This is a genomic window from Caulobacter sp. GW821-FHT10A10 (assembly GCF_059415745.1).
In genome coordinates, this window is sequence record NZ_JBWKNV010000010.1 from 201,138 (window position 1) to 224,433 (window position 23,296).

At 69.4% G+C, this 23,296-nt stretch carries 17 protein-coding genes and 2 pseudogenes; 11 read left to right on the forward strand and 8 right to left on the reverse strand.

Annotated elements, in window-relative coordinates; all coding sequences use genetic code 11:
• The first annotated feature begins 27 nt into the window (after window positions 1-27).
• From AC07NS_RS23935 to AC07NS_RS23945, 3 genes are all read left to right on the forward strand, one after another.
• Window positions 28-1,005, forward strand: a complete 978-nt coding sequence (locus tag AC07NS_RS23935) for a zinc-binding dehydrogenase (RefSeq protein ID WP_494607352.1) — start codon at window positions 28-30, stop codon at window positions 1,003-1,005.
• Window positions 1,006-1,108: 103 nt separating this feature from the next.
• A complete protein-coding gene (locus AC07NS_RS23940) occupies window positions 1,109-2,905 on the forward strand; it encodes a DUF885 domain-containing protein (protein ID WP_494607354.1) in 1,797 nt (598 codons plus the stop codon).
• Window positions 2,906-2,948: 43 nt separating this feature from the next.
• Entirely contained in the window at window positions 2,949-3,095 is a 147-nt protein-coding gene (locus AC07NS_RS23945; protein ID WP_494607356.1) for a hypothetical protein, read from the forward strand.
• A gap of 15 nt (window positions 3,096-3,110) precedes the next feature.
• On the opposite strand, the gene AC07NS_RS23950 is transcribed toward AC07NS_RS23945, so the two are convergent.
• The gene (locus AC07NS_RS23950) at window positions 3,111-3,998 is read right to left on the reverse strand and encodes a LysR family transcriptional regulator (RefSeq protein ID WP_494607358.1); all 888 of its coding nucleotides are present in this window, start codon (window positions 3,996-3,998) and stop codon (window positions 3,111-3,113) included.
• A 97-nt stretch (window positions 3,999-4,095) separates the two neighbouring features.
• Between AC07NS_RS23950 and AC07NS_RS23955 the strand changes: the two genes are divergently transcribed.
• From AC07NS_RS23955 to AC07NS_RS23965, 3 genes are all read left to right on the forward strand, one after another.
• A complete protein-coding gene (locus AC07NS_RS23955) occupies window positions 4,096-5,169 on the forward strand; it encodes an alkene reductase (RefSeq protein ID WP_494607360.1) in 1,074 nt (357 codons plus the stop codon).
• Window positions 5,170-5,394: 225 nt separating this feature from the next.
• On the forward strand, window positions 5,395-7,455 hold the full coding sequence (locus AC07NS_RS23960; RefSeq protein ID WP_494607362.1) for a TonB-dependent receptor domain-containing protein: 2,061 nt from the start codon (window positions 5,395-5,397) through the stop codon (window positions 7,453-7,455).
• Window positions 7,456-7,505: 50 nt separating this feature from the next.
• A complete protein-coding gene (locus AC07NS_RS23965; protein WP_494607364.1) occupies window positions 7,506-8,219 on the forward strand; it encodes an energy transducer TonB in 714 nt (237 codons plus the stop codon).
• Window positions 8,220-8,355: 136 nt separating this feature from the next.
• Here the strand turns inward: AC07NS_RS23965 and AC07NS_RS23970 are convergent, their stop codons facing one another.
• Window positions 8,356-11,196 (reverse strand): glycosyl hydrolase 115 family protein, encoded by a 2,841-nt coding sequence (locus AC07NS_RS23970; RefSeq protein ID WP_494607366.1) that lies wholly within the window; start codon window positions 11,194-11,196, stop codon window positions 8,356-8,358.
• The gene (locus tag AC07NS_RS23975) at window positions 11,193-13,112 is read right to left on the reverse strand and encodes a sialate O-acetylesterase (RefSeq protein WP_494607368.1); all 1,920 of its coding nucleotides are present in this window, start codon (window positions 13,110-13,112) and stop codon (window positions 11,193-11,195) included. The genes AC07NS_RS23970 and AC07NS_RS23975 overlap by 4 nt, the downstream gene beginning before the upstream one ends.
• A 78-nt stretch (window positions 13,113-13,190) precedes the next feature.
• Here AC07NS_RS23975 and AC07NS_RS23980 point away from each other — a divergent pair.
• A pseudogene (locus AC07NS_RS23980) lies at window positions 13,191-13,263 on the forward strand (hypothetical protein); the annotation flags it as partial.
• A 46-nt stretch (window positions 13,264-13,309) separates the two neighbouring features.
• On the opposite strand, the gene AC07NS_RS23985 reads toward AC07NS_RS23980, so the two are convergent.
• Together AC07NS_RS23985 and AC07NS_RS23990 are read right to left on the reverse strand one after the other, a co-directional pair.
• The gene (locus tag AC07NS_RS23985; RefSeq protein WP_494607370.1) at window positions 13,310-15,721 is read right to left on the reverse strand and encodes a glycoside hydrolase family 3 N-terminal domain-containing protein; all 2,412 of its coding nucleotides are present in this window, start codon (window positions 15,719-15,721) and stop codon (window positions 13,310-13,312) included.
• A 103-nt stretch (window positions 15,722-15,824) separates the two neighbouring features.
• A complete protein-coding gene (locus tag AC07NS_RS23990) occupies window positions 15,825-16,115 on the reverse strand; it encodes an addiction module antidote protein (protein WP_494607372.1) in 291 nt (96 codons plus the stop codon).
• A 35-nt stretch (window positions 16,116-16,150) separates the two neighbouring features.
• Here AC07NS_RS23990 and AC07NS_RS23995 point away from each other — a divergent pair.
• A pseudogene (locus AC07NS_RS23995) lies at window positions 16,151-16,256 on the forward strand (hypothetical protein); the annotation flags it as partial.
• Window positions 16,257-16,328: 72 nt separating this feature from the next.
• Here the strand turns inward: AC07NS_RS23995 and AC07NS_RS24000 are convergent.
• The 3 genes from AC07NS_RS24000 to AC07NS_RS24010 all read right to left on the reverse strand — a co-directional run bounded on the left by AC07NS_RS24000 (window position 16,329) and on the right by AC07NS_RS24010 (window position 21,020).
• Entirely contained in the window at window positions 16,329-18,128 is a 1,800-nt protein-coding gene (locus AC07NS_RS24000) for a DUF885 domain-containing protein (protein ID WP_494607373.1), read from the reverse strand.
• A gap of 89 nt (window positions 18,129-18,217) precedes the next feature.
• Entirely contained in the window at window positions 18,218-20,140 is a 1,923-nt protein-coding gene (locus AC07NS_RS24005; RefSeq protein ID WP_494607375.1) for a M61 family metallopeptidase, read from the reverse strand.
• 112 nt (window positions 20,141-20,252) lie between these two features.
• Window positions 20,253-21,020: a glutathione S-transferase gene (locus AC07NS_RS24010; protein ID WP_494607377.1), complete on the reverse strand. Its 768-nt coding sequence runs from the start codon at window positions 21,018-21,020 to the stop codon at window positions 20,253-20,255.
• A gap of 78 nt (window positions 21,021-21,098) precedes the next feature.
• Between AC07NS_RS24010 and AC07NS_RS24015 the strand changes: the two genes are divergently transcribed.
• From AC07NS_RS24015 to AC07NS_RS24025, 3 genes are read left to right on the forward strand one after another with little or no spacing between them, the layout of a single operon-like run.
• Window positions 21,099-21,728, forward strand: a complete 630-nt coding sequence (locus AC07NS_RS24015; RefSeq protein WP_494607379.1) for a PepSY-associated TM helix domain-containing protein — start codon at window positions 21,099-21,101, stop codon at window positions 21,726-21,728.
• Window positions 21,729-21,744: 16 nt separating this feature from the next.
• Window positions 21,745-22,257, forward strand: coding sequence for a DUF2271 domain-containing protein (locus AC07NS_RS24020; protein ID WP_494607381.1), 513 nt, complete (start codon window positions 21,745-21,747; stop codon window positions 22,255-22,257).
• A 14-nt stretch (window positions 22,258-22,271) separates the two neighbouring features.
• Window positions 22,272-23,237, forward strand: a complete 966-nt coding sequence (locus AC07NS_RS24025) for a DUF4198 domain-containing protein (RefSeq protein WP_494607383.1) — start codon at window positions 22,272-22,274, stop codon at window positions 23,235-23,237.
• The last annotated feature ends 59 nt before the right edge of the window (window positions 23,238-23,296 follow it).

The following is a 23,296-nucleotide window of genomic DNA, read 5'->3' on the forward strand; positions in this document are numbered from 1 at the left end:
CGACAAGAAGCAAGAAGGAAGACCCCCATGCGCAGCGCGATCCACGACGTGTTCGGCGACCCGGCCGAAGTCCTGGTCCTGGCCGACAGCCCGATCCCCGAGCCCGGCCCCGGCAAGGTCCGCATCCGCACCCTGCTGTCGCCGATCCACAACCACGACCTTTGGACCGTGCGCGGCAACTACGGCTACAAGCCCGCCCTGCCCGCCATCGGCGGCAGCGAGGCGGTGGGGATCGTCGACGCCGTGGGCGACGGGGTGGACGCCGCCCTGGTCGGCCAGCGCTTCGCCGTGGCCGGCGTGCACGGCAGCTGGGCCGAGTTCTTCATCGCCTCGGCCGCCGGCCTCGTGCCCGTGCCCGACGCCATCCCCGACGAGGCCGCCGCCCAGCTGATCGCCATGCCGTTCAGCGCCATCACGCTCCTTGAGTCGCTCGGCGTCACAGAGGGCGACTGGGTCGCCCAGAACACCGCCAACGGCGCGGTCGGCAAGACCCTGGCCATGCTGGCCAAGGCCCGCGGCGTCAATGTCGTCAACCTCGTGCGCCGCGACGCCGGCGTGGCCGAACTGGCCGAGCTGGGCATCGACAACGCCGTCTCGACCGCCGACGCCGACTGGAAGAAGAAGGTCGCCGAGCTCACCGGCGGCGCGCCGATCAAGGCCGCCGTCGACTCGATCGGCGGAACCGCCTCGGGCGACATGGCCGACCTGCTGGGCGAGAACGGCCTGCTGGTCTCGTTCGGTTCGATGACCGGCGAGCCGATGCAGATCTCGTCGGGCGCGGTGATCTTCAAGCAGCTGACCGTGAAGGGCTTCTGGGGTTCGACCGTCTCGGCGACCATGGCGCCGGACCTGCGCCGCAAGCTGATCGGCGAACTGCTGACCCAGGTGGCGACCGGCAAGCTGAAGCTGCCGACCGACGGCGTCTATGGCCTCGACCAGGTGTCGGACGCCGTGAAGGCCTCGCTGACCCCGGGCAAGACCGGCAAGGTGCTGCTGCGGCCGTAAGGCTCTGCGGGAAGGCGGCCGCAAGGTCGCCTTCCCGAGCTTCACCCCTGGCGCGAAACGTAAGGCGCGCTACAACCGGAGCATGGCGAACCGTCGTTCCTTCATGCTGTCCGCAGCCGCCCTCGTCGCGGCGCCCCTGCCCGCCCTAGCCCAGGAGGCCGCCAAGCAGACGGAGGGCGAACGCCTCTCCGCCATTCTCGAACAGCTGATCCGGAAGGCGATGCTCGACTCGCCGCAGCTGATGACGATGACGGGCCTGGACGCCGGACCCAACGCCGCCGCCCGCGGCAAGCTGGACGACCGCTCGCCCGCCGGCCTGCTGCGCACCCGCCAGATCTTCGAAGACCTGCGCAAGAACCTGGCGACCTTCGACGCCAAGGCCCTGACCGGCATGGACCGCGTCAACTACCGCTCGGCCGCCTACATGGCCGACACCACCCTGCAGAGCTTCGACACGCCGTACGGCAATCCCGACGTCGGGGTGGCCGCACCCTATGTGATCTCGCAGCTGACCGGCGCCTATCGCAGCGTGCCGGGCTTCCTGGCCGACACCCATCCGGTCAACGACGCCGCCGACGCGCAGGCCTATCTTTCGCGCCTGTCGGCCTTCGCCGTGCTGCTCGACCAGGAGACCACCCGGGCCCGCGCCGACTTCGCCAAGGGCGCGACGCCGCCCGACTTCGTGCTGCGCACCACCCTCTCGCAGTTCTCCGCCATGCTCGCCCCCGCCCCGGCCGCGTCGGAACTGGTGGTCGGCCTGACCCGACGTACTTCCGCCAAGGCGATCGCCGGCGACTGGGAGACGCGGGCGAGCAAAATCGTCGAGGCCGAGGTCTATCCCGCCCTGCGTCGCCAGGCGCAGCTGCTGAGCGCCGCCCTGCCGACCGCGCCCCACGACGCCGGCGTCTGGCGGCTGCCGGGCGGCGAGGCCTATTACCGCTTCGCCGTGCGCGCGGCGACGACCACCGACCTGGCCGGCGACGAGATCCATCGCCTGGGCCTCGATCTCGTGGCCCGCTTCTCCGCCCGCGCCGACGCCATCCTCAAGGCCCGGGGCCTGACCAAGGGCTCGGTCGGCGCCCGCATCGCCGCCCTGCGCCGCGACCCGGCCAACCTCTATCCCAACGACGACGCCGGCCGCGCGGCCCTGCTGGCCGACCTGGAGACCAAGGTCGCGGCCATGCGCGAGCGCCTCCCCGCCTGGTTCGGCCGCCTGCCCAAGGCCGGGGTGAAGATCCAGCGCATCCCGCCGTCCATCGAGGCCGGCGCGCCCGGCGCCTACTACACCCCGCCCAGCCTGGACGGCTCGCGGCCCGGCCTGTTCTCGATCAACCTGCGCGACATGGCCGAGCAGCCGCGCTTCGACCTGCCGACCCTGGTGTTCCACGAGGCGATCCCCGGCCACCACCTGCAGAACGCCCTGATGATGGAGGCCCCGGGCATCCCCACCCTGCGTCGCCTGCCGATCTTCTCGGGCTATTCGGAGGGCTGGGCGCTCTATGCCGAGCAGTTGGCCGACGAGATGGGGGCCTACAAGGACGATCCGCTGGGCCAACTGGGCTATGTCGCCTCGATGCTGTTTCGCGCCAGCCGCCTGGTGCTCGACTCCGGCATCCACGCCAAGCGCTGGAGCCGCGAGCAGGCCATCGCCTACATGTCCGACACCCTGGGCGACGCCGAGACCTCGGTCACCCGCGAGGTCGAGCGCTACTGCGTCCAGCCCGGCCAAGCGTCGAGCTACATGCTGGGCTGGCGCACCTGGACCGACAGCCGCGCCCGCGCCGAGCAGCGCCTGGGCGCGCGCTTCAGCCTGAAGAGCTTCCACGACGCCGGCCTGACCGCCGGCACCATGCCCCTCGACGTGCTGGCCGACATGCTCGCCGAATGGCCGGGCGCCTAGGCGTCCGCCGCTCCCCTCCCAACCCGATTTTCAAGGATCCTAGATGAACAAGATCGGAGCGCTGGGCCTGCCCATGGGACTGATCGTCGGCGTGATCTTCGGCGCCGTCATCCACAACATGGCGATCGGACTGCTGCTCGGCATCGCCCTGGGGCTCGGGATCTTCAAGTTCGGCGGGAAGAAGCCGTAGGGACAGGCCAGGCGATCAACTCGATTCCGCATCCTCTCGCAGTTTCTGCCTGAGAAAGTCGATGAACCGCTGGGTTCTGGCCGGGATCAGCCTGGTCGCCGTGATCGCGTAGATCGATGCGGGCGGGCCTTGCCAACCAGGCAGGATCCGGACGACCCGGCCGCTGGCGACATCATCGGCGATCACCCGTTCCGGAACGAACAGGACGCCCATGTCCTGCAGGGCCAACCGCCTCAGAAGGGCGACGCTGTTGGCCCGGAACCGGCTTGACGCCGGCGCGTCCACGGCTTCGCCGTCCGCATGCAGCCGCCAGACGTCGCGGCCCGGCATGGTCAGGCAGGCATGACCCTCCAGCTCGGCGGGATGCGACGGCTGACCGTGTCGTTCCAGATAGCCGGGAGATGCATACAGAAACGGCGTGAGGCGGCCGATCACGCGAGCGATCAGCCCGCCGCCTTCGGGCTGGGCCATACGGATCGCGAGGTCGAAGGGTTCGACGACGAGATCGACATTGCGCGGGGTGAGGTCGAGATCGAAGTCCAGTCCGGGATACTGGCTGGCGAACTCCGGTAGGAGCGGAGCCAGCCAGGTGGTCGCGAAATCCACCGGCAGGGAGACACGCAGCGTTCCGACCGGGCGGGCGACCATCTCGCCGAGCTCTTCGTGGGCGATGCGGGCTTCGTCCACGATCCTGGACGCGCGTTCGAAATAGATCTGACCCGCCTCGGTCGGTTCGATGGAGCGGGTGGTCCGGTTCAGCAACCGCAGCCCGATCGACCTTTCCAGCATCGATATGCGTCGCGAGAGGGTCGAGTTGGGCATGTCCAGGCTCGCCGCCGCGCCCCGGAAGCTCCGCGCTTTCATCACCTCCACGAACAGCGCCATGTCGTCGAGGCGGCTCATCTATTGCTCCAATAATGGATCAATCAATTCCATTTCAGCGACTTTGCGCCAAAGCATCCCTTTGCCATCTGTGGCCCTCGACAACAAGGAGCCTTCGATGAGCCCCCTCTTCACCCCGGTCCGCATGGGCCGGTTCGATCTCGCCAACCGCCTGGTCATGGCGCCGATGACCCGCTCTCGAGCCGACGCCGCCGGCGTACCCGGCGCCCTGGCGGCCCTCTACTATGCCCAGCGCGCCGGCGTCGGCCTGATCGTCACCGAGGGAACGCAGCCTTCGGACGACGGCCAGGGCTACCTGACCACCCCGGGGATCTACAGCGACGCCCAGGTCGAAGGCTGGAAGGCGGTCACCGACGCGGTGCACGCCAAGGGGAGCCGGATCTTCATCCAGCTGATGCACGCCGGGCGCATGTCGCACCCCGACAACACGCCGCATCACCGGCAAGGCGTCGCCCCGTCCGCCATCGCCCCGGGCGCACCGATGTTCACCGCGACCGGGCCGCAGGACATTCCGACGCCGCGCGCTCTGAGCACCGAGGAGGTGCGCCAGACCGTCTCGGACTTCCGGTTCGCCGCGCGCCGCGCCATCGAGGCCGGCGCCGACGGCGTCGAGATCCACGGGGCCAACGCCTATCTGGTGCAGCAGTTCTTCGCGCCCAGCGCCAATGTCCGCACCGACCAGTACGGCGGCTCGATCGAAAATCGCGCTCGCTTCGCCGTGGAGGTCGCGACCGCTATCGCCGAAGAGATCGGCGCCGACCGCACCGCCATCCGCCTGTCGCCCGGCACGGCCATGTGGGGCATCGACGAGGGCGCCGAAGGGCCTGACCTCTACCGGCATCTGGTCGCGGAACTCGACAAGCTCGGCCTGGCCTACGTGCACCTGATGCACCAGGGCGACGACGCCCTGCTGGCCGACATCCGCAGGCTCTGGACGCGCACGCTGATCCTGAACCGTCCTGGCCGTCCTCGCGAGGAGATCGGCGCGGACATCGCTTCCGGCCTGGCCGACCTGGAAGCCTATGGCCAGATGGTCCTGGCCAATCCCGACTTCGTGGAGCGCCTGAAGACGGGGGCCGCCCTCAACGCGGCGGACCGGATGACCTATTTCGGCGGCGATGCTCGCGGCTACACCGACTATCCCCACATGACAGCCGCGGTCTCGGCCTAGACAGCGCGCCAGTCACCTCAACGGACCCGGCGAGGTCCGTTGAGGGCTTCGCCGCGGCCGCCGGCCACTATGCGCCAAACGACCCGCAATCACTCGCTACTGAGAGTCACTTGCATTTAGGCGAAAAGGGGACCAGAAGCATCGCCGTTCGGCGAGGCGCTCTGTCGGGAGTCGCTCGCCCATAGTCTGCGAATGATTCTTATTCGCTTATTTTGGGGATATTCCATGCGCCTGTCCAACCGGACGCGCGGCCTGTTGCTGGCCGGCGTCGCCAACCTCGTCCTCGTCGGCCTCGCCCACGGCCAAACGACCGAAAGCTCGGAAGAGACCACCGCGACCGCCAGCAAGCTGTCGCTGGGCAAGGTCGTCGTCTCGGCCGGCCAGGAGAAGGTGGCGATCGATACGCCCCAGGCCGTGACCACGATCGACCAGGAGGCCATCGACCAGGCCCAGGCCTCGACCATCGGCGACCTGCTGGCCGGCATCCCCGGCGTCAACACCATGGGCGGCGTCGGCGCGCTTGGCCAAGGCTTCAACATCCGCGGCATGGGCACGGGCCTGGCCGACAGCGACAGCCGCATCCTGATGCAGATCGACGGCGTCACGAAGTTCTACGAGCAGTACCGGATGGGCTCGTTCTTCAGCGATCCGGAGCTCTACAAGCGCGTCGAAGTGCTGCGCGGCCCGGCCTCGTCCACCCTCTACGGCGCGGGCGCCCTGGCCGGTGTGGTCAATTTCACCAGCAAGGACGCCGGCGACTTCCTGAAGGACGGCGACCGCTTCGCCGTGCGCCTGCGCGGCGGTGTCGAGAGCAACGCCAACGCCCGCTTCGGCTCGGGCATCCTGGCCCTGAAGCCGACCGCCAACACCGAGCTGCTGGGCATGTACACCAGCCGCCGCAGCGACAATTACGAGAACGGCGACGGCGTCGAGGTCGCGGCCTCGGAAGCCAGCTCCGACAGCTACCTGCTCAAGGGCCGCTACTTCATCGGCGGGGCCAAGGGCCACAACGTCTGGGCCTCGTACCAGAACTGGAAGAACGACAGCACCCAGATCTACGACCAGTCCGAAGCCCTGGCCACGACGCCGGTGCGCCGCAAGACCACCGACGACACCGCGGTGATCGGCTACAACAACGACTTCGACGGCAGCAAGCTGTTCGACGTCGCCGCCCAGGTCTCCTACGCCAACACCAAGGTCAACCAGACCGACACGACCTTCCTGTCGGGCGTGCTGGAGTCGGAGTTCTCGTACAAGACCCTGCAGGGCCGCGCCCAGAACGTCTCGGAGTTCAGCCTCGGCGGCGACAACGTCGCCTTCCTGACCGTCGGCGCCCAGGCCTACAAGCAGGAACGTCGCAACCCGCGCCGCACCGCCACGGGCGTCAACCACGGCGCGGCCACCCACCCCGAAGGCGACATGGAGAAGTACGGCCTGTTCGCCCAGGGCGAGGTCGTGCTCGGCAAGCTGACCCTGATCCCCGGCGTCCGCGTCGACTGGACCAAGCTGCAGCCGGGCGAAGGCGTCACCACCACCACGGTGGTCAAGGACAACGGCGTCTCGCCCAAGATCGCCGCCCTCTACAGCCTGACCGAATGGGCCTCGGTGTTCGGCTCGGTCGCCCACACCGTGCGCATGCCGGTGCTGGACGAGATCTACAGCCGCACCGCGACGGCCTCGACCAACTACAGCCTGAACCTCAAGCCCGAGGAGTCCGACAACATCGAGGTCGGCGGCACGCTGCAGTTCCGCGACTTGTTCGGCCAGGGCGACCAGTTCCGGTTCAAGACCACCGTCTTCCGCAACGACGTGAAGAACCTGATCACGCGCGGCACCTCGACCTCGAGCTACTTCATCAATGTCGGCGAGGCGCGCTATTCGGGCGTCGAGGTCGAGGCCGAGTACGGCGCCAAGCAGTTCTTCGCCCGCGGCTCGGTGTCGGTGATCGACGGCGAGAACCGCCAGACCGGCGCCTATCTCAACACCATCCCGGCCGACACCCTGAACCTGACCCTGGGCTATGTCTTCCCGACCCAGAACCTGACGGCCGGCTGGCGCGGCGAGTTCGCCGACGCCCAGAACCACGTGACCTCCACCTCGCTGGCGACGCCCGGCTACGCCGTCCACAACCTGTTCCTGACCTGGAAGCCGCAGGACGGTCTCCTGCAAGGGCTCGAGGTCCAGGCCGGCGTCGACAACCTGTTCGACAAGACCTTCCAGCGCCACCTGCTGTCGCTGGACGCCGAAGGCCGGACGTTCAAGCTGACCCTCGGCAAGACGTTCTAATGATGAAGACGCCCTGGCACGTTCGAGCCTGGGCGACGGGGGCGTCGTTGATGATCAACGGCGTCCTTGGCCTTGCCGTGATCCAGTGGGAGCAGAAGCCGGTTCTCGCCGTGATGGACGAGACGGCCATGCTGATCTCGCTGGGCGATCCGGCCCTCGACCAGACCGACAACGCGGCCTCGCCCGACGCCGATCCGGCCCCGACGCCGGTGAGCGAGCCGACGCCGCCGCAGCCGGCCCAGCCGGAAAAGCCGACGCCCAAGCCGCTGCCGCCGCGTCCCGACGGCTGGCTGACGACCGCCGCGCCGAAGCCGGCGCCGCCCTCCCCCACTCCGCCGTCCGAGGCCCCGCGCCAGGCCGCCCCCGCCGCTGCCCAGGCCGCCGTGCCGGCCGCCGCCCGCGCCATGGAGGCCAGCGCCGCCAAGCCGCCCGCTGGCCAGCGCGACGCCGACAGCGTGCAGGCCCATGTCGGCTCCTCCAGCAGCTACGCCGCCCGCGTCCGGGCCTGGCTGGAGGCCCACAAGACCTATCCCAAGGCCGCCCGCATGCGGAAACAGCAGGGCACAGCCCAGGTCACCTTCGTCATCGACCGCGCCGGCCACGTGCTGGAATGCCGCCTCACCGGTCCCACCGGCCACCCCCTGCTCGACGCCGAGGTCCGCGCCATGGTCGCCCGGTCTGATCCGTTCCCCGCGCCGCCGCATACGGTGAAGGGGGATCGGATCGAGATGGACGCGCCGGTGGAGTTTTCGCTGACGAACTAGGAACCTCCCCCTCTGGGGGAGGCGGCCGAAGGCCGGTGGGGGGGCGTTTTCAGCTTCCGAAGTGGAGGCTGGCTTCGCAAGAACTCCCCCCACCGATCGCTTCGCGATCACCTCCCCCAGAGGGGGAGGTTCCTTGCTAGTTTGCCCGCGTTCCCTCCGGCGGTCCGAGATAGCTCTCAGGAACCGCTCCGCGCGAAATCACCAGCCGCTGGAACACCACGCCCGGATCCACCCGCCACAGCCGCACCCGATGCGCGCCCGCCGAGGGAACCGCCAGCGATGTCGTCAGTGTACGGATGTTATCCGCCACCGCCTTGTCCCAGGCCTTCTCCGACGGGTCGGGAATGGTGTTGATCACCACCGGCGCGCCGTCGTCGATCGACACGGCGAAGCGCGGGCCGACGCCGCCCGTGACGTCCAGGCCCGGCGAAACGAGGACCGACAGATCCACCGGCCCCGCCGCCTCGAAGTCCACCAGATAGTCCAGCACCGGCCCCTTGCCCGGCTCGCTGGCCGGGGCCGTGGTCGGCGAGGTGGTCACGCCCGACAGGGTGCGGCCGAGATTGGGGATCACCGTCCAGCCGACGCCGCTCGCCGACGTCGCCTTGGCGTAGTGCGCGGCCTCGATAGCCAGCGGTCCGCCAGCCTCGACGAAGGCGCCCTTGGCCGGCTTGCGGGCGGGATTGTCGACCACCGCCGTGATCACGACGGCCTCGGCGGCGGTCCCCTTCAGGGTGATCGGCACGCGATGACGGCCCTTGGGCGCCTTGTCCCAGTCGACCGACACCTCCAGCCGCGTATCGCCGCCTGGACCGGCCTCGCCGCGCGCGACCTTCAGCCAGGAAGCGCCCGAGGTCGCCTCGAAGGAAATCTGCGCCGGGCCGCGATTGAACACGTCGATCCAGCGCGAGGCCGCGCCCCAGCGGGTCAGCGGCGGCAGGTCGGCCGCCCCGTCCACCGACGCTTCGCGCCCCTCGACGGCGACGCCCGTCACCGCCCCGTGCACCACGGCGGGACGCGCGAGGTCCGGCAGGATGTTGCGGTCGGGCTGTTGCCAGCCGCTGTAGCCGATGTGGGTCTGATCCATCATGTGGACCCACTTGCCGTCGGCGATGGCGTCGTGCTGGCGCGTCAACTCGGCGTCTCGCGCGAACAGGGCCTCGACCCGATCGGCCTGCGCGGCCGCCGCGCTGCGCCCCTGTTCGGCATAGAGCCGGTTGCGGCCGACGGCGATGTAGAGCCGGTTGAAGTTGGCCGAGGCCGCGATCGGGAACCAGACCAGCTGGAAGAAGGCGTCGTCCTGGGCCTTGGGCAGGGTCTTGCGCACGGCCTCGGCCCGACGCTCCAGCTCGCCCCACTCGGCCTCCACCCGCTCGGCCTCGCGGAAGTTCACCAGGCTAAAGGTCGTCCCGTCGATCAGCTCGGGCTTCCGCCGGGCGTTGAGCTTGGTGTAGCCGTCCAGCAGGGCGGCGATCTCGCCCGCCCGCTCGGCCCCGAACTGCGCCGCCGCCCAGTCGCGGGTGTAGGTCGAGAGCTTCTCGACCGGCATGGCGGCGGGATCCCAGGCCATGTCGAGGAAGAACTCGGTCGGCAGTTCCATAGGCTTCAGGTCGCCGACATTGACGATCCACAGCCGGTCGGCGCCGGCATCATTGGCGCGCCGCATCTGCTCCCAGGTGCGCTCGACCTGGTTGGTGTTGAGCCACTTGTAGTTCCGCGGCCCGCCCACATAGTCGAAGTGGTAGTAGACGCCGTAGCCGCCCGGCCGCGTCTCGCCGGGTTTCGGCAGCCGGCGGATGTTGCCCCAGTTGTCGTCGGCGAACAGCAGGGTCACGTCGTCGGGAACCCGCATGCCCGCGTCGTAATAGTCCTGCACCTCCTTGTAGAGGGCCCAGACCTGCGGGGTGGCGGAGGGATCCTTGCCGGTGACCTCGCCGATGATCCGGCGCTGGTCGGCGACGATGGTTTCCAGCAGGCGGGTGGCGGTGCCTTGGGTCATCGGCTCGTCGCCGTCGCCGCGCATGCCCACCGTGACCAGGCTCTCGTTGGACCCCATCCGCTCGATCCCCTCGCGCCAGAAACGGCGCAGCACCTCGGGGTTCTTCGAATAGTCCCACGGCCCCTGGCCGTAGCGCTCCCACTCGACGTGGTAGCGCATCATCGGCTCGTGGTGCGAGGCGCCGATCACCACGCCCATCTCTTCGGCCAGCACGGCGTTCAGCGGGTCGTCGTCATAGAGCGACTTGCCCCACATGGCTGGCCACAGATAGTCGCCCTTCAGCCGCAGGATCAGCTCGTAGACCCGCTCGTAGAAGCCGTGGTTGAAGCCGCCGAACTTGGCGTTGGCCCAGCCGTAGAGGGCCGGGTTCTCGTCGTTGAGGAAGATGCCCCGGTACTTGACCTTCGGCGCCTGCAGGTTCGCGCCCGGCGCGACGGACAGGTCGCGGCGCACCGGCACGGGCACGTCGGCCCACCAGCTCCAGGGCGAGACCCCGGCGCGTTCGGACAGGTCGTAGGCGCCGAAGATCGTCCCGCGCTTGTCGGCCCCGGCGATGACCAGGGCGCGGGCGACGCCGGGACGCGGGTTCTCGACCACCTGCTGGACGAAGCCTTCCCATCGGCCCTTCAGGTTGGAGACGTCGAGCTTGCCGGCCGCCACCAGGGCGTCGATCTGGGCGCTTTTGCCCAGGGTGCCGACGATGACCAGCGGCGCGTCCTTGGCAGGCTGGCCTCCGCCGGAAAGCTTGGAAAGGTCGCCGCGCAGGCCCTGCACGGCGCGCAGCACGCCGGGCCAGTCGGTGACGTCGGCCTCGACCCGCGCGGGCTTGCCGCCCTCGATCAGCGGGAAGCCGCCGGCCACGGGCGTCGCCGAGACGGCCGCAGGCTGGGCCGCGTGCGCGACGACGGGCGCCGCCAGCGCCACGGCGGCGGCCAGGGCCAGGGCGGAGGCGGCCGTGCGCAGTCCCGCGAGGTTCATTGCGTCACCGCCAGCTCGAACGGCCCAAGCGGCAGGCCCGACAGGTCGAAGACGTTGAAGGTGGGGGCGTCGGCCCAGGCGAAGCGCACCTTGGTTGGCGCAAGACCAGCCGGGATCGTGACGATCGCCCGGTCGCTCTCCACCCTCGCGTCGGCGAAGCGACAGGCGCCGCCCTCGCACAGTTCGAAGCCGATGGCGCGGTCGGAGCCGCGCGCCGCCAGGCGGTCGGCCACCTGCTCGAACCTCACCTCCACCGCATCGCCGACCCGACGGGCCGAGACCGGCGACGGGCCGTTGGTCACGGCCTGCCCCGCCAGACGGCGCGCGCCCCGGGCCAGGCGCTTTCCGACGTCCTGCTTGTTGGTGGGGTGGATGTCGGACGGATCGCCGATGTCGGTGATCACGGCGACGGCGGCATGGCCGTCCTTGGCGACGGCCAGGCGCTGGGCCTCGCGCAGCTGCGCCCACCAGGAGTCTTCCGGCGCCAGCTGCGGCTTGCCGTAGTTGGCCAGCTGCACCACCAGGGCCGGCATGTCGGCGGCCTGTCCGGCGCGGCGCTCGGCCAGGAACTGCGTGAGCAGCGCTTGATAGGTCTGCGGCCGGCCGGCGTTGGTCTCGCCCTGGTACCAGGCCAGGCCCTTGAAGGCCCACGGCCCCATCGGCGCCAGCATCCCGTTGTAGAGGGTAGACAGGCCCGACAGCGTATCCCACGGCGCGCGCGGCGGCTCGCCGCTGGCCTTGGGCTCGATCTGGTAGCGCCAGGCGTCCAGCGGAATCCGCGTTCCGTCGGCCAGCACCAGAGCGCGGGGCGCGTCGCCATACATGCCGCCGTTGGCGTAGCTGTCAAAGGCCGAGACGACGATGCGGTTGGCCCCGGCCTTCAGGCTGCCCGCCGCCAGCGGATAGACCCGCACCGTGCCCGCCCCCGAGGTCGAGCCGATGCCGACGCCGTTGACGAAGGTGGTGTCGACCTCGTCGACCATGCCGATCTCGAGGCTGGCCGCGCCCTTCGCCTGGGCCGCCGTCAGGGTGACCGAGGTCTCGAACCACACCACGCCGTCGAAGGCGGCCAGGGCCGGCACGCCCCAGCTTTCCCAGACGCCCAGGCCCTTGGGCGCGGCCGTCCAGGCGCCGTCGCCGAGCCAGGGGCCGCCGTCCGCGCCGCTGTGGCGCAGGCTCCACCAGGCCTTGATCGTTTCGCCCCAGCGGCGGTCGGCGGCCGGACGGTCCTTCAGCGACAGCTCCAGGGTGGTCAGGCCGTCCTCGTAGTTGCCGGCCCTGCGCAGGGCGGCCGGGCTCATCCAGGCCTCGATCGCCGAGCCGCCCCACGAGGCGTGCACGAGGCCCAGCGGCGTCTTATCGGTCTTCCGCAGTTCGCGGGCCATGTAGTAGCAGGCGGCCGAGAACGACCCGACGGCCTCGGGCTTGGCGGCCTTCCAGGCCGGCGGCTTGGAGAAGGCGGTCAGAGGCGTGCGGCTGTCGGCGTGGTCGACATAGGCCATGCGCAGGCCGTCGTCGTTGGCCGAGCGGATCTCCGACCAGCTGTTGTTCCCGCGCTCGACCGGCAGCTCCATGTTCGACTGGCCCGAGCACAGCCAGACGTCGCCGACCAGCACGTCGCTCACCGTCTGGGTCGCGCCCGAAGCGGCCTTGGCCTGCAGGGTGTAGGGACCGCCCGCCGCGAAGGCCGGCAGGTCGGCGCGCCAGGCGCCGTCGGGACCGGCCGTCGCTGTGGCGGTCTTGTCGCCGAGGGTGATCGTCACCGCCTCGCCCGGCTTGGCGCGGCCGAACACCGGCAGGGGGCGGTCGCGCTGCACCACCGCGTGGTCGGCGAACAGGCCGTTGAGCAGCGGCGCCTCGGCGGCGGCGGGCGTGGCCATCACGGCGGCCAGCAGGATCGGCGCGACACGGCGCATGCGGATACTCCCTCGCGGCCGCCTGAGACGGCTCGTTCGTTTCTTTCAGGAGAGCGCTGCGCCCTCACATCTCCTCGTCATCCCGGCCGCAGCGAAGCGGAGAGCCGGGACCCAGGGGCGGCCGCACTGCGCTTGGCCCCTGGGTCCCGGATAAGCGCTTCGCGCTTTCCGGGATGACGATCTTTTATTGGCGACGGCTAAACCACCGTCAGCTTCACCGCCTTCAGGTCCACCGAATTCGGCCCCACCAGGACCTGGAAATCCCCCGGCTCGACCACCCGCTTCATCTCAAGGTTCCACATCCACAGATCCGACGGCCCCACCTCGAAGGTCACCGTCTTGGTCTCGCCCGGCGCCAGGGTCACGCGCCTGAAGTGCTTCAACTCCAGCACCGGACGGGTCACCGACGCCGCTTCGTCGTGGATGTAGAGCTGCACCACCTCGTCGCCGGCGACCTTGCCGGTGTTGGTCATGTCCACCGACACCGTCGTGCTCTCGCCTTGGCCGATGCGGGCCTTGGACAGGCGCGGCGCGCCGATGTCGAAGGTCGTATAGGAAAGGCCGAAGCCGAACGGATAGAGCGGGCTGGTTTCGCGGTCGAACAGATAGCCGCGGCGGGCGGTAGGCTTGCGGTTGTAGTAGATCGGCAGCTGGCCGACGTCGCGGGCGATGCTGACCGGCAGCTTGCCGCCCGGATTTGCGCGGCCGAACAGCACGTCGGCGGCGGCGTTGCCCGTCTCCTGGCCCAGGTACCAGCCCTCGACCAGGGCGTCGGCCTTCTGCGCCAGCAGGTTCACCGACAGCGGCCGGCCGTTGAGCAGGAAAACCACCGTCGGCTTGCCCAGGGCGAAGATCGCCTGGGCCAGATCGTTCTGCTGGCCGACGAGATCGAGGCTGTCGCGGTCGCCCAGGTGATGGTCGGCCCAGGCCTCGCGGCTGGTCTGTTCGTTGTCGCCCAGCACCATGACGACCACGTCGGCCTTTTTCGCCACCTCGACCGCTTCGGCGATGAGTTTGGCGTTCACCGCCGGATCGACCAGCTTGACCTCGTCGGCGGCCCAGACGCGCTTTTCGGTGATCCGCACGGCCTCGGCGTAGTCGAGGGCGAAGCCCTGGGCCTTGGCTTCGGCGGTCAGGCCCTCCAGCATCGAGACCACGTGGCGCGGCTCGTCGGAATAGCCGCCGATCGGGGTGTCCTTGGCGTGAGTTCCCAAGAGCGCCAGACGCTTGACCTTCTTGCCGTCCAGCGGCAGCAGGCCCTTGTCGTTCTTCAGCAGCACCACCGCCTTGCGGGCGGCTTCGCGGGCCAGGGCGACGGCTTGCGGCGTCGCCGTTTTTGCGTCGGCCGTCTTTTCATCCGTATACGGATTTTCGAAGAAGCCACCCTCGAACTTGATCCGCAGCACCCGCGCCACGGCCGCGTCGACCTCGGCCTCCGGGATGCGCCCGGCCCGCACCAGCTGCGGCAGCAACACATAGGCTTCGCCGTCCGGCAGTTCGACATCGACGCCGGCGTGCATGGCCATCACAGCCGTGTCGGCGACCTGGTCGGTCAGCTTGTGGCGGCTGATCAGCTCCTTGATGGCGAAGTAGTCGCTCATCGTCGCGCCCTGATAGCCCCACTCGCCGCGCAGCACGTCGGTCAGCAGCCAGCGGTTGGCGTGCGAGGGCACCCCGTCGATCTCGTTGTAGCTGGGCATGACCGAGCGAACGGGCAGCTCCTTCACCGCCCGTTCGAACGGCGGGAAGAAGTTCTCGCGCAGGGTGCGCTCGGCGATCTGGGCCGGGCCGACATTGGTGCCGTTCTCAGGCTGGCCGTGGCCGGTCATGTGCTTGAGGGTGACGAACACCTTGTCGGGCGCCAGCGGCAGGGTCCTGCCCTGGAAGCCGCGGATGGCGGCCAGGCCCATCTCGGCGCAGACGTGCGGGTCCTCGCCATAGGTCTCCTCGATGCGGCCCCAGCGCGGATCGCGGGCCACGTCGACCACGGGGGCCAGGGCGATGTTCGAGCCGCGGGCCCGCATCTCCTTGGCGGCGGTCGAGAACACCTGCTCCACGAGGTCCGTATCGAAGGTCGAGGCCAGGGCGATGGCCTGCGGGAAGCTCGTCGCATCGCGGGCGACATAGCCGTGCAGGGCCTCGTCGTGCATCAGCATCGGAATGCCCAGGCGGGTCTTCTCCACCGCCCACTTCTGGGCGGCGTTGGTGTAGCGGGCGGTCTGCGGGGCGTTGCGGCCCACCGAGCCGTCGTCGGCCCCGGCGGCGGCGTTGACCTCCTTGGTCGGCTTGAGGCCCTTGCGGTCCGTGGGACGCGAGATCTGGCCCAGGCCGTTGGGGAAGTTCTTCGACGCGGTCTCGGGCGAGAAGTCGCCCTCCGGCGTCTGGATCGCGGCCTTGGTCAGCCAGATGCCGATCAGCTGGGCGGCCTTCTCCTCCAGGGTCATCCGCCCCAGCAGGTCCTTGACCCGCGCCTCGACCGGCTGGGCGGGGTCCTTGTAGAGCGGCTTGTCGCCTGCAGCCTTGGGCGCGGCGCGGACCACCGGGGCCATGGCGGCGCCGAGAGCCGCCAAGCTGACGCCCAGCGTGCGGCGGGTAAGGGTGGTGGTCATCCTTGCGTTTCCCCAGCATTCAATCACGGCGGCTTCGCGCCGTCTTGCCTGACACTATGGGAGAGCTTGTCAGACCACTCAAGCCCAAATGTTACCGGTCACTTCAGTCTGACGCCGGAACGGTCGAAAGGCGCAATCCCAGGGCCGTCACCACCTTGAGCACCGTGTCGAAGCGCGGGTTTCCATCGGCGGCCAGCGCCTTGTAGAGACTCTGCCGCCCCAGCCCCGCCGCCTCGGCGATCCCGCTCATGCCCTTGGCGCGGGCCAGGACGCCCAGCGCGTCGGCGATGAAAGCGGCATCGTTGGTCGCCAGCGCCTCGTCGAGATAGGCGGCGGCGGCCTCCGGCGTCTCCACATAGACGGCGGGATCGAAGGGCTGGGTCTCGACGCTCATGCTACCTTGCCTCGGAATGTCTCTCACAGGAGACAATTTCACTCGAAGCGAGGCAAGCTTCAAGTCGTCATCCCGGCCGCAGCGAAGCGGAGAGCCGGGACCCAGGGGCGGCCGCACTGCGCGTGGCCCCTGGGTCCCGGATAAGCCCTTCGGGCTTTCCGGGATGACGATACTAGGCGGCAGGGAAGTTGCTTTCGCAAATCACCGACACAATCACCCCGACCAGGCGTCCACCACGCCTTCAAGCACAGTCAGCGGCGTCGGTCCCACCAGCAGCGCCGTGTCGTGGTAGCGGCGGATGTCGAACCGGGCGCCGAGCCGCGCCTTGGTCCGCTCGCGCAGGGCCGCCCAGACGGTGTGGCCGACCTTGTAGGAGCAGGCCTGGGCGGGGTTGGCGCAGTAGCGCTCGACCTCGCGAGTGATGCGGCCTTCGTCGTCGCCGCCGGTCTCGACCATGTAGGCGATGGCCTTCTCGCGGCTCCAGCCCTTGGCGTGGATGCCGGTGTCGACCACGCAGCGCGAGGCCCGGAAGAGGCGCGCCTGATACATGCCCAAGAGACCCAGATCGTCGTTCTCGTAGAGGCCCATCTCCATGGCCACCTGCTCGGCATAGAGCGCCCAGCCCTCGGTGTTGGCCGAGAAGAACATGTTCTGTCGAAGCTTGGGCAGGCTGCCCTCGGCGGTCAGGGCCAGCTGGAAGTGATGGCCCGGCGCGGCCTCGTGATAGGTCAGGGTCGGCAGGGCGTAGCGGGGGCGCTCGGCCGTGTCGCGCAGGTTGATGTAGAAGGCCCCGGGGCGCGAACCGTCCAGCGGCGGGCGCTCGTAATAGCCGCCCGACGAGCCGGCCTCGGTGTAGGGCGGGATGCGGCGCACCTCGACCGGGATCTTCGGGGTGATCCCGAACCACTGCGGCAGTTTCGGCTGCATCTCCGCGATCAGCCGATTGCAGTAGGCTAGGATCTGGGCGCGACCCTCGTCGGTGTTGGGATAGGCCTCGCCCGGCAGGTCCTTCAGGGCCGCCATCCGCTGACCGACCGAGCCTTGGGTGAAGCCGCGCTTCTTCAGGATCTCGTCCATCCGCGCCTGGATCTGCGCGCCCTCGTCCAGGCCCAGGCGGTGGACCTCATCGGGGGTCTTTTCGGTCGTGGTGTAGATGCGCAGCAGGGCCGCGTAGAAGGCCTCCCCGTCCTTGAAGCGGCTCATGCCGGCGTCGTGCACGGCCTCGGCGCGGACGGCCGCCAGGGTCTCGATCTGGCGGTCCAGCGCCGGGTGGACCGAGCTCGCCAGCAGGGCGGCGGCCTTGGCGTCGTAGTCGCCATAGGCCTTGGCGCGGCGGGCCAGCGAGGCGACCAGCACGTTCTTTTCCGGGGCCAAGCTACGGAACTGCTTCAGCTGGCCGATGGCCTTGTCGAGAATGAAATCCGACGGGATCACGCCCTTGGCGGCGTCGGCCCGCACCCGCTCGCTCTCCTGGTCGAGCACCGTGGCGAAGCCAGCCATGCGGGCCAGGTAGCTGTCGGCGTCGGCGGCCGAGGCCACCGCGTGCTTGCTGTCGAGGAAGCTCGGAACCGACGAATAGCCGCCGTAGAACTGGGTCACCACGAACGGCCGCGACACCGCGCCGTAGTCGAAGCCCGAGGCCTTGTCGCGCGCGCCGTAATAATAGGCGGCGGTGTCGTAGTTGACGGCGTCGTCGCCGGAGAGCGCCTTGCGGTCGATCGCCTTCAGGCGCTTGAGCCGGGCGGCCGGCTCGCGGCGCTCCTTGATCCAGCCGGCGATCGAGCGGTCGCCCAGCTTGGTGCGCGCGCCGGCGTGGGCGCCGTTGTCGAGGCCCAGATTGGTCGCCTGCTCGGGGTTCTCGCTCAGATCCTCGTCGAAGAAGGCGTCGAACAGGGCGTAGAGCTTGCCGCGCTCGTCCTTGGGCGCGGCCATGGCCGGCAGGGCCGTGGAGACGGCGGCGGCGGTCGCCCCCGCCAGCAACTGACGGCGATCGAACTTGGTGGAATCGGACATGAGAGCTTCCAGAACAGGCGCGGCCGCGCGTCTGGAAGACAAAGCCGTCCGGCGCCTCGCGGCCCCGGGCGCCGGACGGCTCTATGGACCTACTTGCGGGCGGCCAGGATGTCGTCCAGGCGCGCCGGGGTCCCGGCCACGCGTTCCAGGCGCGGGTAGCGAAGGCCGCCGGTGTAGTCGAGCTTCACGGTGCGGTAGCGCGAGCCTTCCTTGACCAGCAGTTCGACCGGCTGGCCCTTGGCGGTGTCCTTGACGGCGGCCTTCAGCTTGTCGGCGTCATAGGCCTCGCCGTTGACGGCCACCAGGGTCAGGCCCTGGGTCAGGCCGGCCTTGAAGGCCGGGCCGTCCCACTGCACGTCGCTGAGCACGCCGTCCGAGCCCACCGTCAGGCCGATGGAATAGGCCAGGTTGGTGATCTTGCCGCGCGTCTCGGCGGTCTTGAAGTAGTCGGTCGGCGTGTCGGTGTAGACCAGCTTGTAGCCGCCGCGCGTCAGGCCATCGAGCGGGGCCTTGGGGTTCACCCCCTCGATGCGGTCCTTCAGGAAGGTCGCCCAGTCGTAGGCCACCACGCCGTTCAGCGCCGCCACCACGTCGTCGAAGGTGTAGGTGTGCGAGACGTACGAGCCGTCGGCCACGCCGAAGAAGGCCTTGGCGAAGTCGTCGAGCGACTTCTTGCCGTTCGTCTTCTCGCGGATCAGCGTGTCGGCGTCGAGCCACACAAGCTGGCCTTCCGAATAGTAGTCCTCGCTGCACTGGTAGGAGAGCCAGGACAGCGGCTTGCGGTTGGCGATGATCGGGTCGTTGGTGGTGTCCTGCACCGGGCGCCAGTCGCGGCCGCGACGGCTGTCGTAGGCGGCGGCCGTCATGGCGATGGCGTCCAGCGTCTGCTCCTTGTTGAGCAGGCCCGAGCGCGACGACAGCACATAGCCCCAGTACTGGGTCTGGCCCTCGTAGACCCACATCAGGCTGTCGCGCATCGGGGTGTTGAGGGTCGGGGTCCACAGGTCCGCCCCGCGGCGGAACTTGCCGTTCCAAGAGTGGGTGTATTCGTGGGCCAGCAGGTCGCGGCCGACATAGGCCTTGTCCCAGTCGGTGAAGTACTTGGGCGCGACGCGGTTCTCGCTCGACTGGTGGTGCTCCAGGCCGATGCCGCCCAGCTGGTCGGACAGGGCCACCAGGAAGTCGTAGTGGTCGTAGTGGTGCGAGCCGTAGAGCTTGTAGGCCTGCTGGACGAGGTTCTTGTGGATCTGGATCTGCTCGGGCTTGAACTCCAGCAGCTCGGGCTTGTCGGCGACCATGTTCAGGCGCACCGGCACCTTGGCGCCCGGATCCAGCTCGACCGACTTGAAGTAGCGGCCGGCGAACATCGGCGAGTCGACCAGGGTCTCGACCGTGGTCGGCTTGAAGGCGGTGACCTGGCCTTCGGTCTTGGCGACCTCAAGGGCCGAGGCGAACTGGAAGCCTTCCGGCAGCTTGACGGTCGGCTCGATGGCGATGCGGCGGGTGAAGTGGCCGGCCGGGTACATGGTCATCTGCAGCCACTGCAGGTTCAGCATGTCCGGGGTCATGACCATGCGGCCGACCTTGGTCTCGACCGGCGACAGGAACTTGTAGGCGACGTTCAGCTCGGTCACGCCGGCCGGCACGTCGATGTGGAAGGCGTTGACCTCGACCACGTCGCGCTTCCAGGGGATCACCTGGCCGTTGGCCGTGATCACCAGGCCCGCCAGCTTGTCGATGTCGTTGCGCGGCGAGTGGCCGCCCGGCACCCACTCCGGATAATAGAGGGTCAGCGGGCCGGGCTTGGCCACCGGCAGGGTCAGCCTGATGTCGAAGATCTTGCGCTCGAGGTCGGTGGCGTCGACGTAGAGCTTCAGCACGCCCGGATAGGCCACGTCCTGCGGGGCGGCGATCGGCGGGGTCGGCGGGGCCGGCTGGGGCAGGTAGTCCTGGGCGAGCGCGGCGCCGCCCACCAGCGACAGAAGCGAAACCGAGAAGAAAAGCGCTTTCACGAAACGACCCCAATGCAGCCCGCGAAGTCTCCTCGCGGCAGGAAGCCTGGATGTTTCTTTTGTTGAGCCCCGCTTGTCGAGGCCAAGTTGGCCGCACGCTGTTATAATATAGCTAGGCCGGGTCCAGCTCGGGATAGCGGCGGAAGATGCCCATTTCGTTGAACGGGATGCGTCTTTCGGAGGCGAGATAGGCGGCGATGCGCGGCAGGTCGGCGACGCGATCGCGCAGGGCCGCGACCTTGGGAAGGTCCGGCTCCAGCTTCGCCATGGCGTGCGGGAAGGCGTAGCGCAGGCCTTCGAGCGCTTGGAACAACGACAGGTCGGCGTAGGAGACGGCCCCGCCGGCCAGCCAGGCGTCGCCGCCGGAAAGCGCCCGCTCGAACCAGCCCATGAACTTGGGGATCCGCTCGGACCGGAACTCGGCCGAGCGCCGCTGCGCCTCGGCCTTCTGGTCCTCATAATAGAGTCCCGCCCCGACCGGATGGTGGGTGTCGTGGGCCTCGACCACCAGGTCGGCGATGGTCAGCTGCAGCTGGTTGACCCACAGCCGGCCGCTCTCGGCGGCCGGGGCCAGGTCGTGCTTCGGGCCGAGATAGAGCAGGATGTTGGCCGTCTGGCCGATGACAAGGTCGCCATCGACCAGGAACGGCGGCGCGAAGGCCGCGCGCGGCCCGCCGATCTCGGCCAGATCGTCCATCAGGGCGTCCTCGCCGCCGCCCTCACCTTCGGGCGCGCGGGCGACGTCGACATAGGGCGCGCCGGCCGCTTCCAGCGCCAGGCGCACGAACTCGCCGCGCCCTTGAATTCCCGGCCAATAATGCAGCTGATAGGTCATGGTCACATAACCGATCACGAGCGGATCGTTTCCAATCGTGGCCACAGCACGATCCGCTCTTGTAATTGCAAGTCGCTCTCAAGTATGGACGGCGGCACTGAAGCTCGTCCGCCCCGGAATCCCGTGAAAGCCGCCGCCGAACAGAACCGCCGCTCCTTCTGGCTGAAGCAGTTGCACCAGTGGCACTGGATCAGCGCGGCGCTCAGCCTGGTGGGCATGCTGCTGTTCGCGATCACCGGCTTCACCCTGAACCACGCCGGCCAGATCGAGGCCGAGCCCAAGGTCGTCACCCGCAAGGCCACCCTGCCCGCCAACCTGCTGGCCGAGCTGGCCAAGGGGCCGGTCGAGGGCAAGCGCCCGCTGCCGATCAAGATCGAGACCTGGCTCGACAAGGCCGTCGACGCCGACATCGCCCGCCGCGTGGGCGAATGGTCCGACGCCGAGGTCTATCTGGCCCTGGCCCGTCCCGGCGGCGACGCCTGGATCGCCATCGACCGCGAGACCGGCGCCGTCGAGCACGAAAAGACCACCCGCGGCGCGGTCAGCCTGCTCAACGATCTGCACAAGGGCCGCAACGCCGGCAAGGCCTGGGGCTGGTTCATCGACATCTTCGCCGGCGCCTGCGTGATCTTCACGATCACCGGCCTGATCCTGCTGCAATTCCACGCCCGCGGGCGGCCTATGACCTGGCCGCTGACCGCCGCCGGGCTGGCCATACCGCTTCTCCTCGTGATCCTGTTCGTCCACCTCTAGAGAAAGGCCGCCTTCCGTGAAGCGCACCGTCTCCCTGCTGACCTTCGCCGGCGCCGCCGTCGGCGCTCCGGCGATGGCCGCCGACCTCAACGTCACCGTCGAGATCCCGCGCCTGACCGTGGCCGAGTACCACAAGCCCTACGTCGCCATCTGGGTCGAAGGCCCCGACGCCTCGGCCGCCGCCACCCTGGCCGTCTGGTACGACGCCGACTCCCGCGAGGACAAAGGCCAGAAGTGGCTGAAGGACATGCGCCAGTGGTGGCGCAAGGCCGGCCGCGCCATGAGCTTCCCGGCCGACGGCGTCACCAGCGCCACCCGCGCCCCGGGTCCGCAGAAGCTGGTCTTCAGCGCCTCCAAGACCCAGCTCGGCAAGCTCTCGCCGGGCGAATACACGCTGGTGGTCGAGGCCGCCCGCGAAGTCGGCGGCCATGAGGCCGTCCGCGTCCCGTTCACCTGGGGCAAGCCCGGCAAGACCGCCACCGCCAAGGGGACGGCCGAAGTCGGCGCCGTCTCGGTCACCGTCAAATAAGAGGGGATAACGCCATGAACATCCGCAAGCGCCTCCTGGCCCTGACCGCCATCACGGCGGCCCTGGTCGCCGCCCCGCTGGCCGCCAACGCCCACCGCGGCTGGATCGTGCCCTCCGCCACCGTCCTGTCGGGCGACGGCGCCTGGGTGACGGTCGACGCGGCCGTCTCGAACGAGCTGTTCTATCCCGACCACCGCCCGATGCGCCTGGACGCCGTGGTCATCACCACGCCGGACGGCACGACCGAGCCGCTGAAGAACGGCTCGACCGGCCAGTACCGCTCGGTGTTCGACGTCGAGCTGGCCAAGCCGGGCACCTACCGGATCGGCACCGCCTCGGCCAACATCGTGGCCAGCTGGACCGACGCCGGCCAGGTCAAGCGCTTCCGCGGCACGCCGGAAGAGTTCGCCGCCCAGGTTCCGGCCGGCGCCGCCGACCTGAAGACCATCAAGAGCTTCAGCCGCAACGAGACCTTCGTCACCCGCGGCGCGCCGACGGCTGTGAAGCCGACCGGCAAGGGCCTGGAGCTGGTTCCCGTCACCCACCCCAACGACGTGGTGGCCGGCGAGGCCGCGACCTTCAAGTTCGTGATCGACGGCAAGCCCGCCGCCGACCTGGAAGTGACGATCGTGCCGGGCAATTCGCGCTATCGCGCCAATCCGGGCGAGATCAAGGTCAAGACCGGCCCCGACGGCGCGGTGAAGTTCACCCTGCCGGAAGCCGGCATGTACTGGCTGAACGCCAGCGTCCGCACCGGCGAGACCGGTCGCGGCGGCGGCATGGGCGGCCCGGGCAGCGGCGCTCCGGGCGGCCAAGGCGGCCCCGGTGGTCAGGGCGGCCCGCAAGGCGGTCCTCCCGGCGGCGCTCCCCAAGGCGGCCCGGGTGGTCCGGGCGGCCCCGGCGGCGGCCAGACCGGCCCGCTGGCCGGCAACGGCTTCAGCGCCAGCTACACCGCGACGTTCGAAGCCCAGCGTCCGTAACGCCTGACCTGCTCCTCCCCCGCTCGCGGGGGAGGGGGACCACGAAGTGGTGGAGGGGG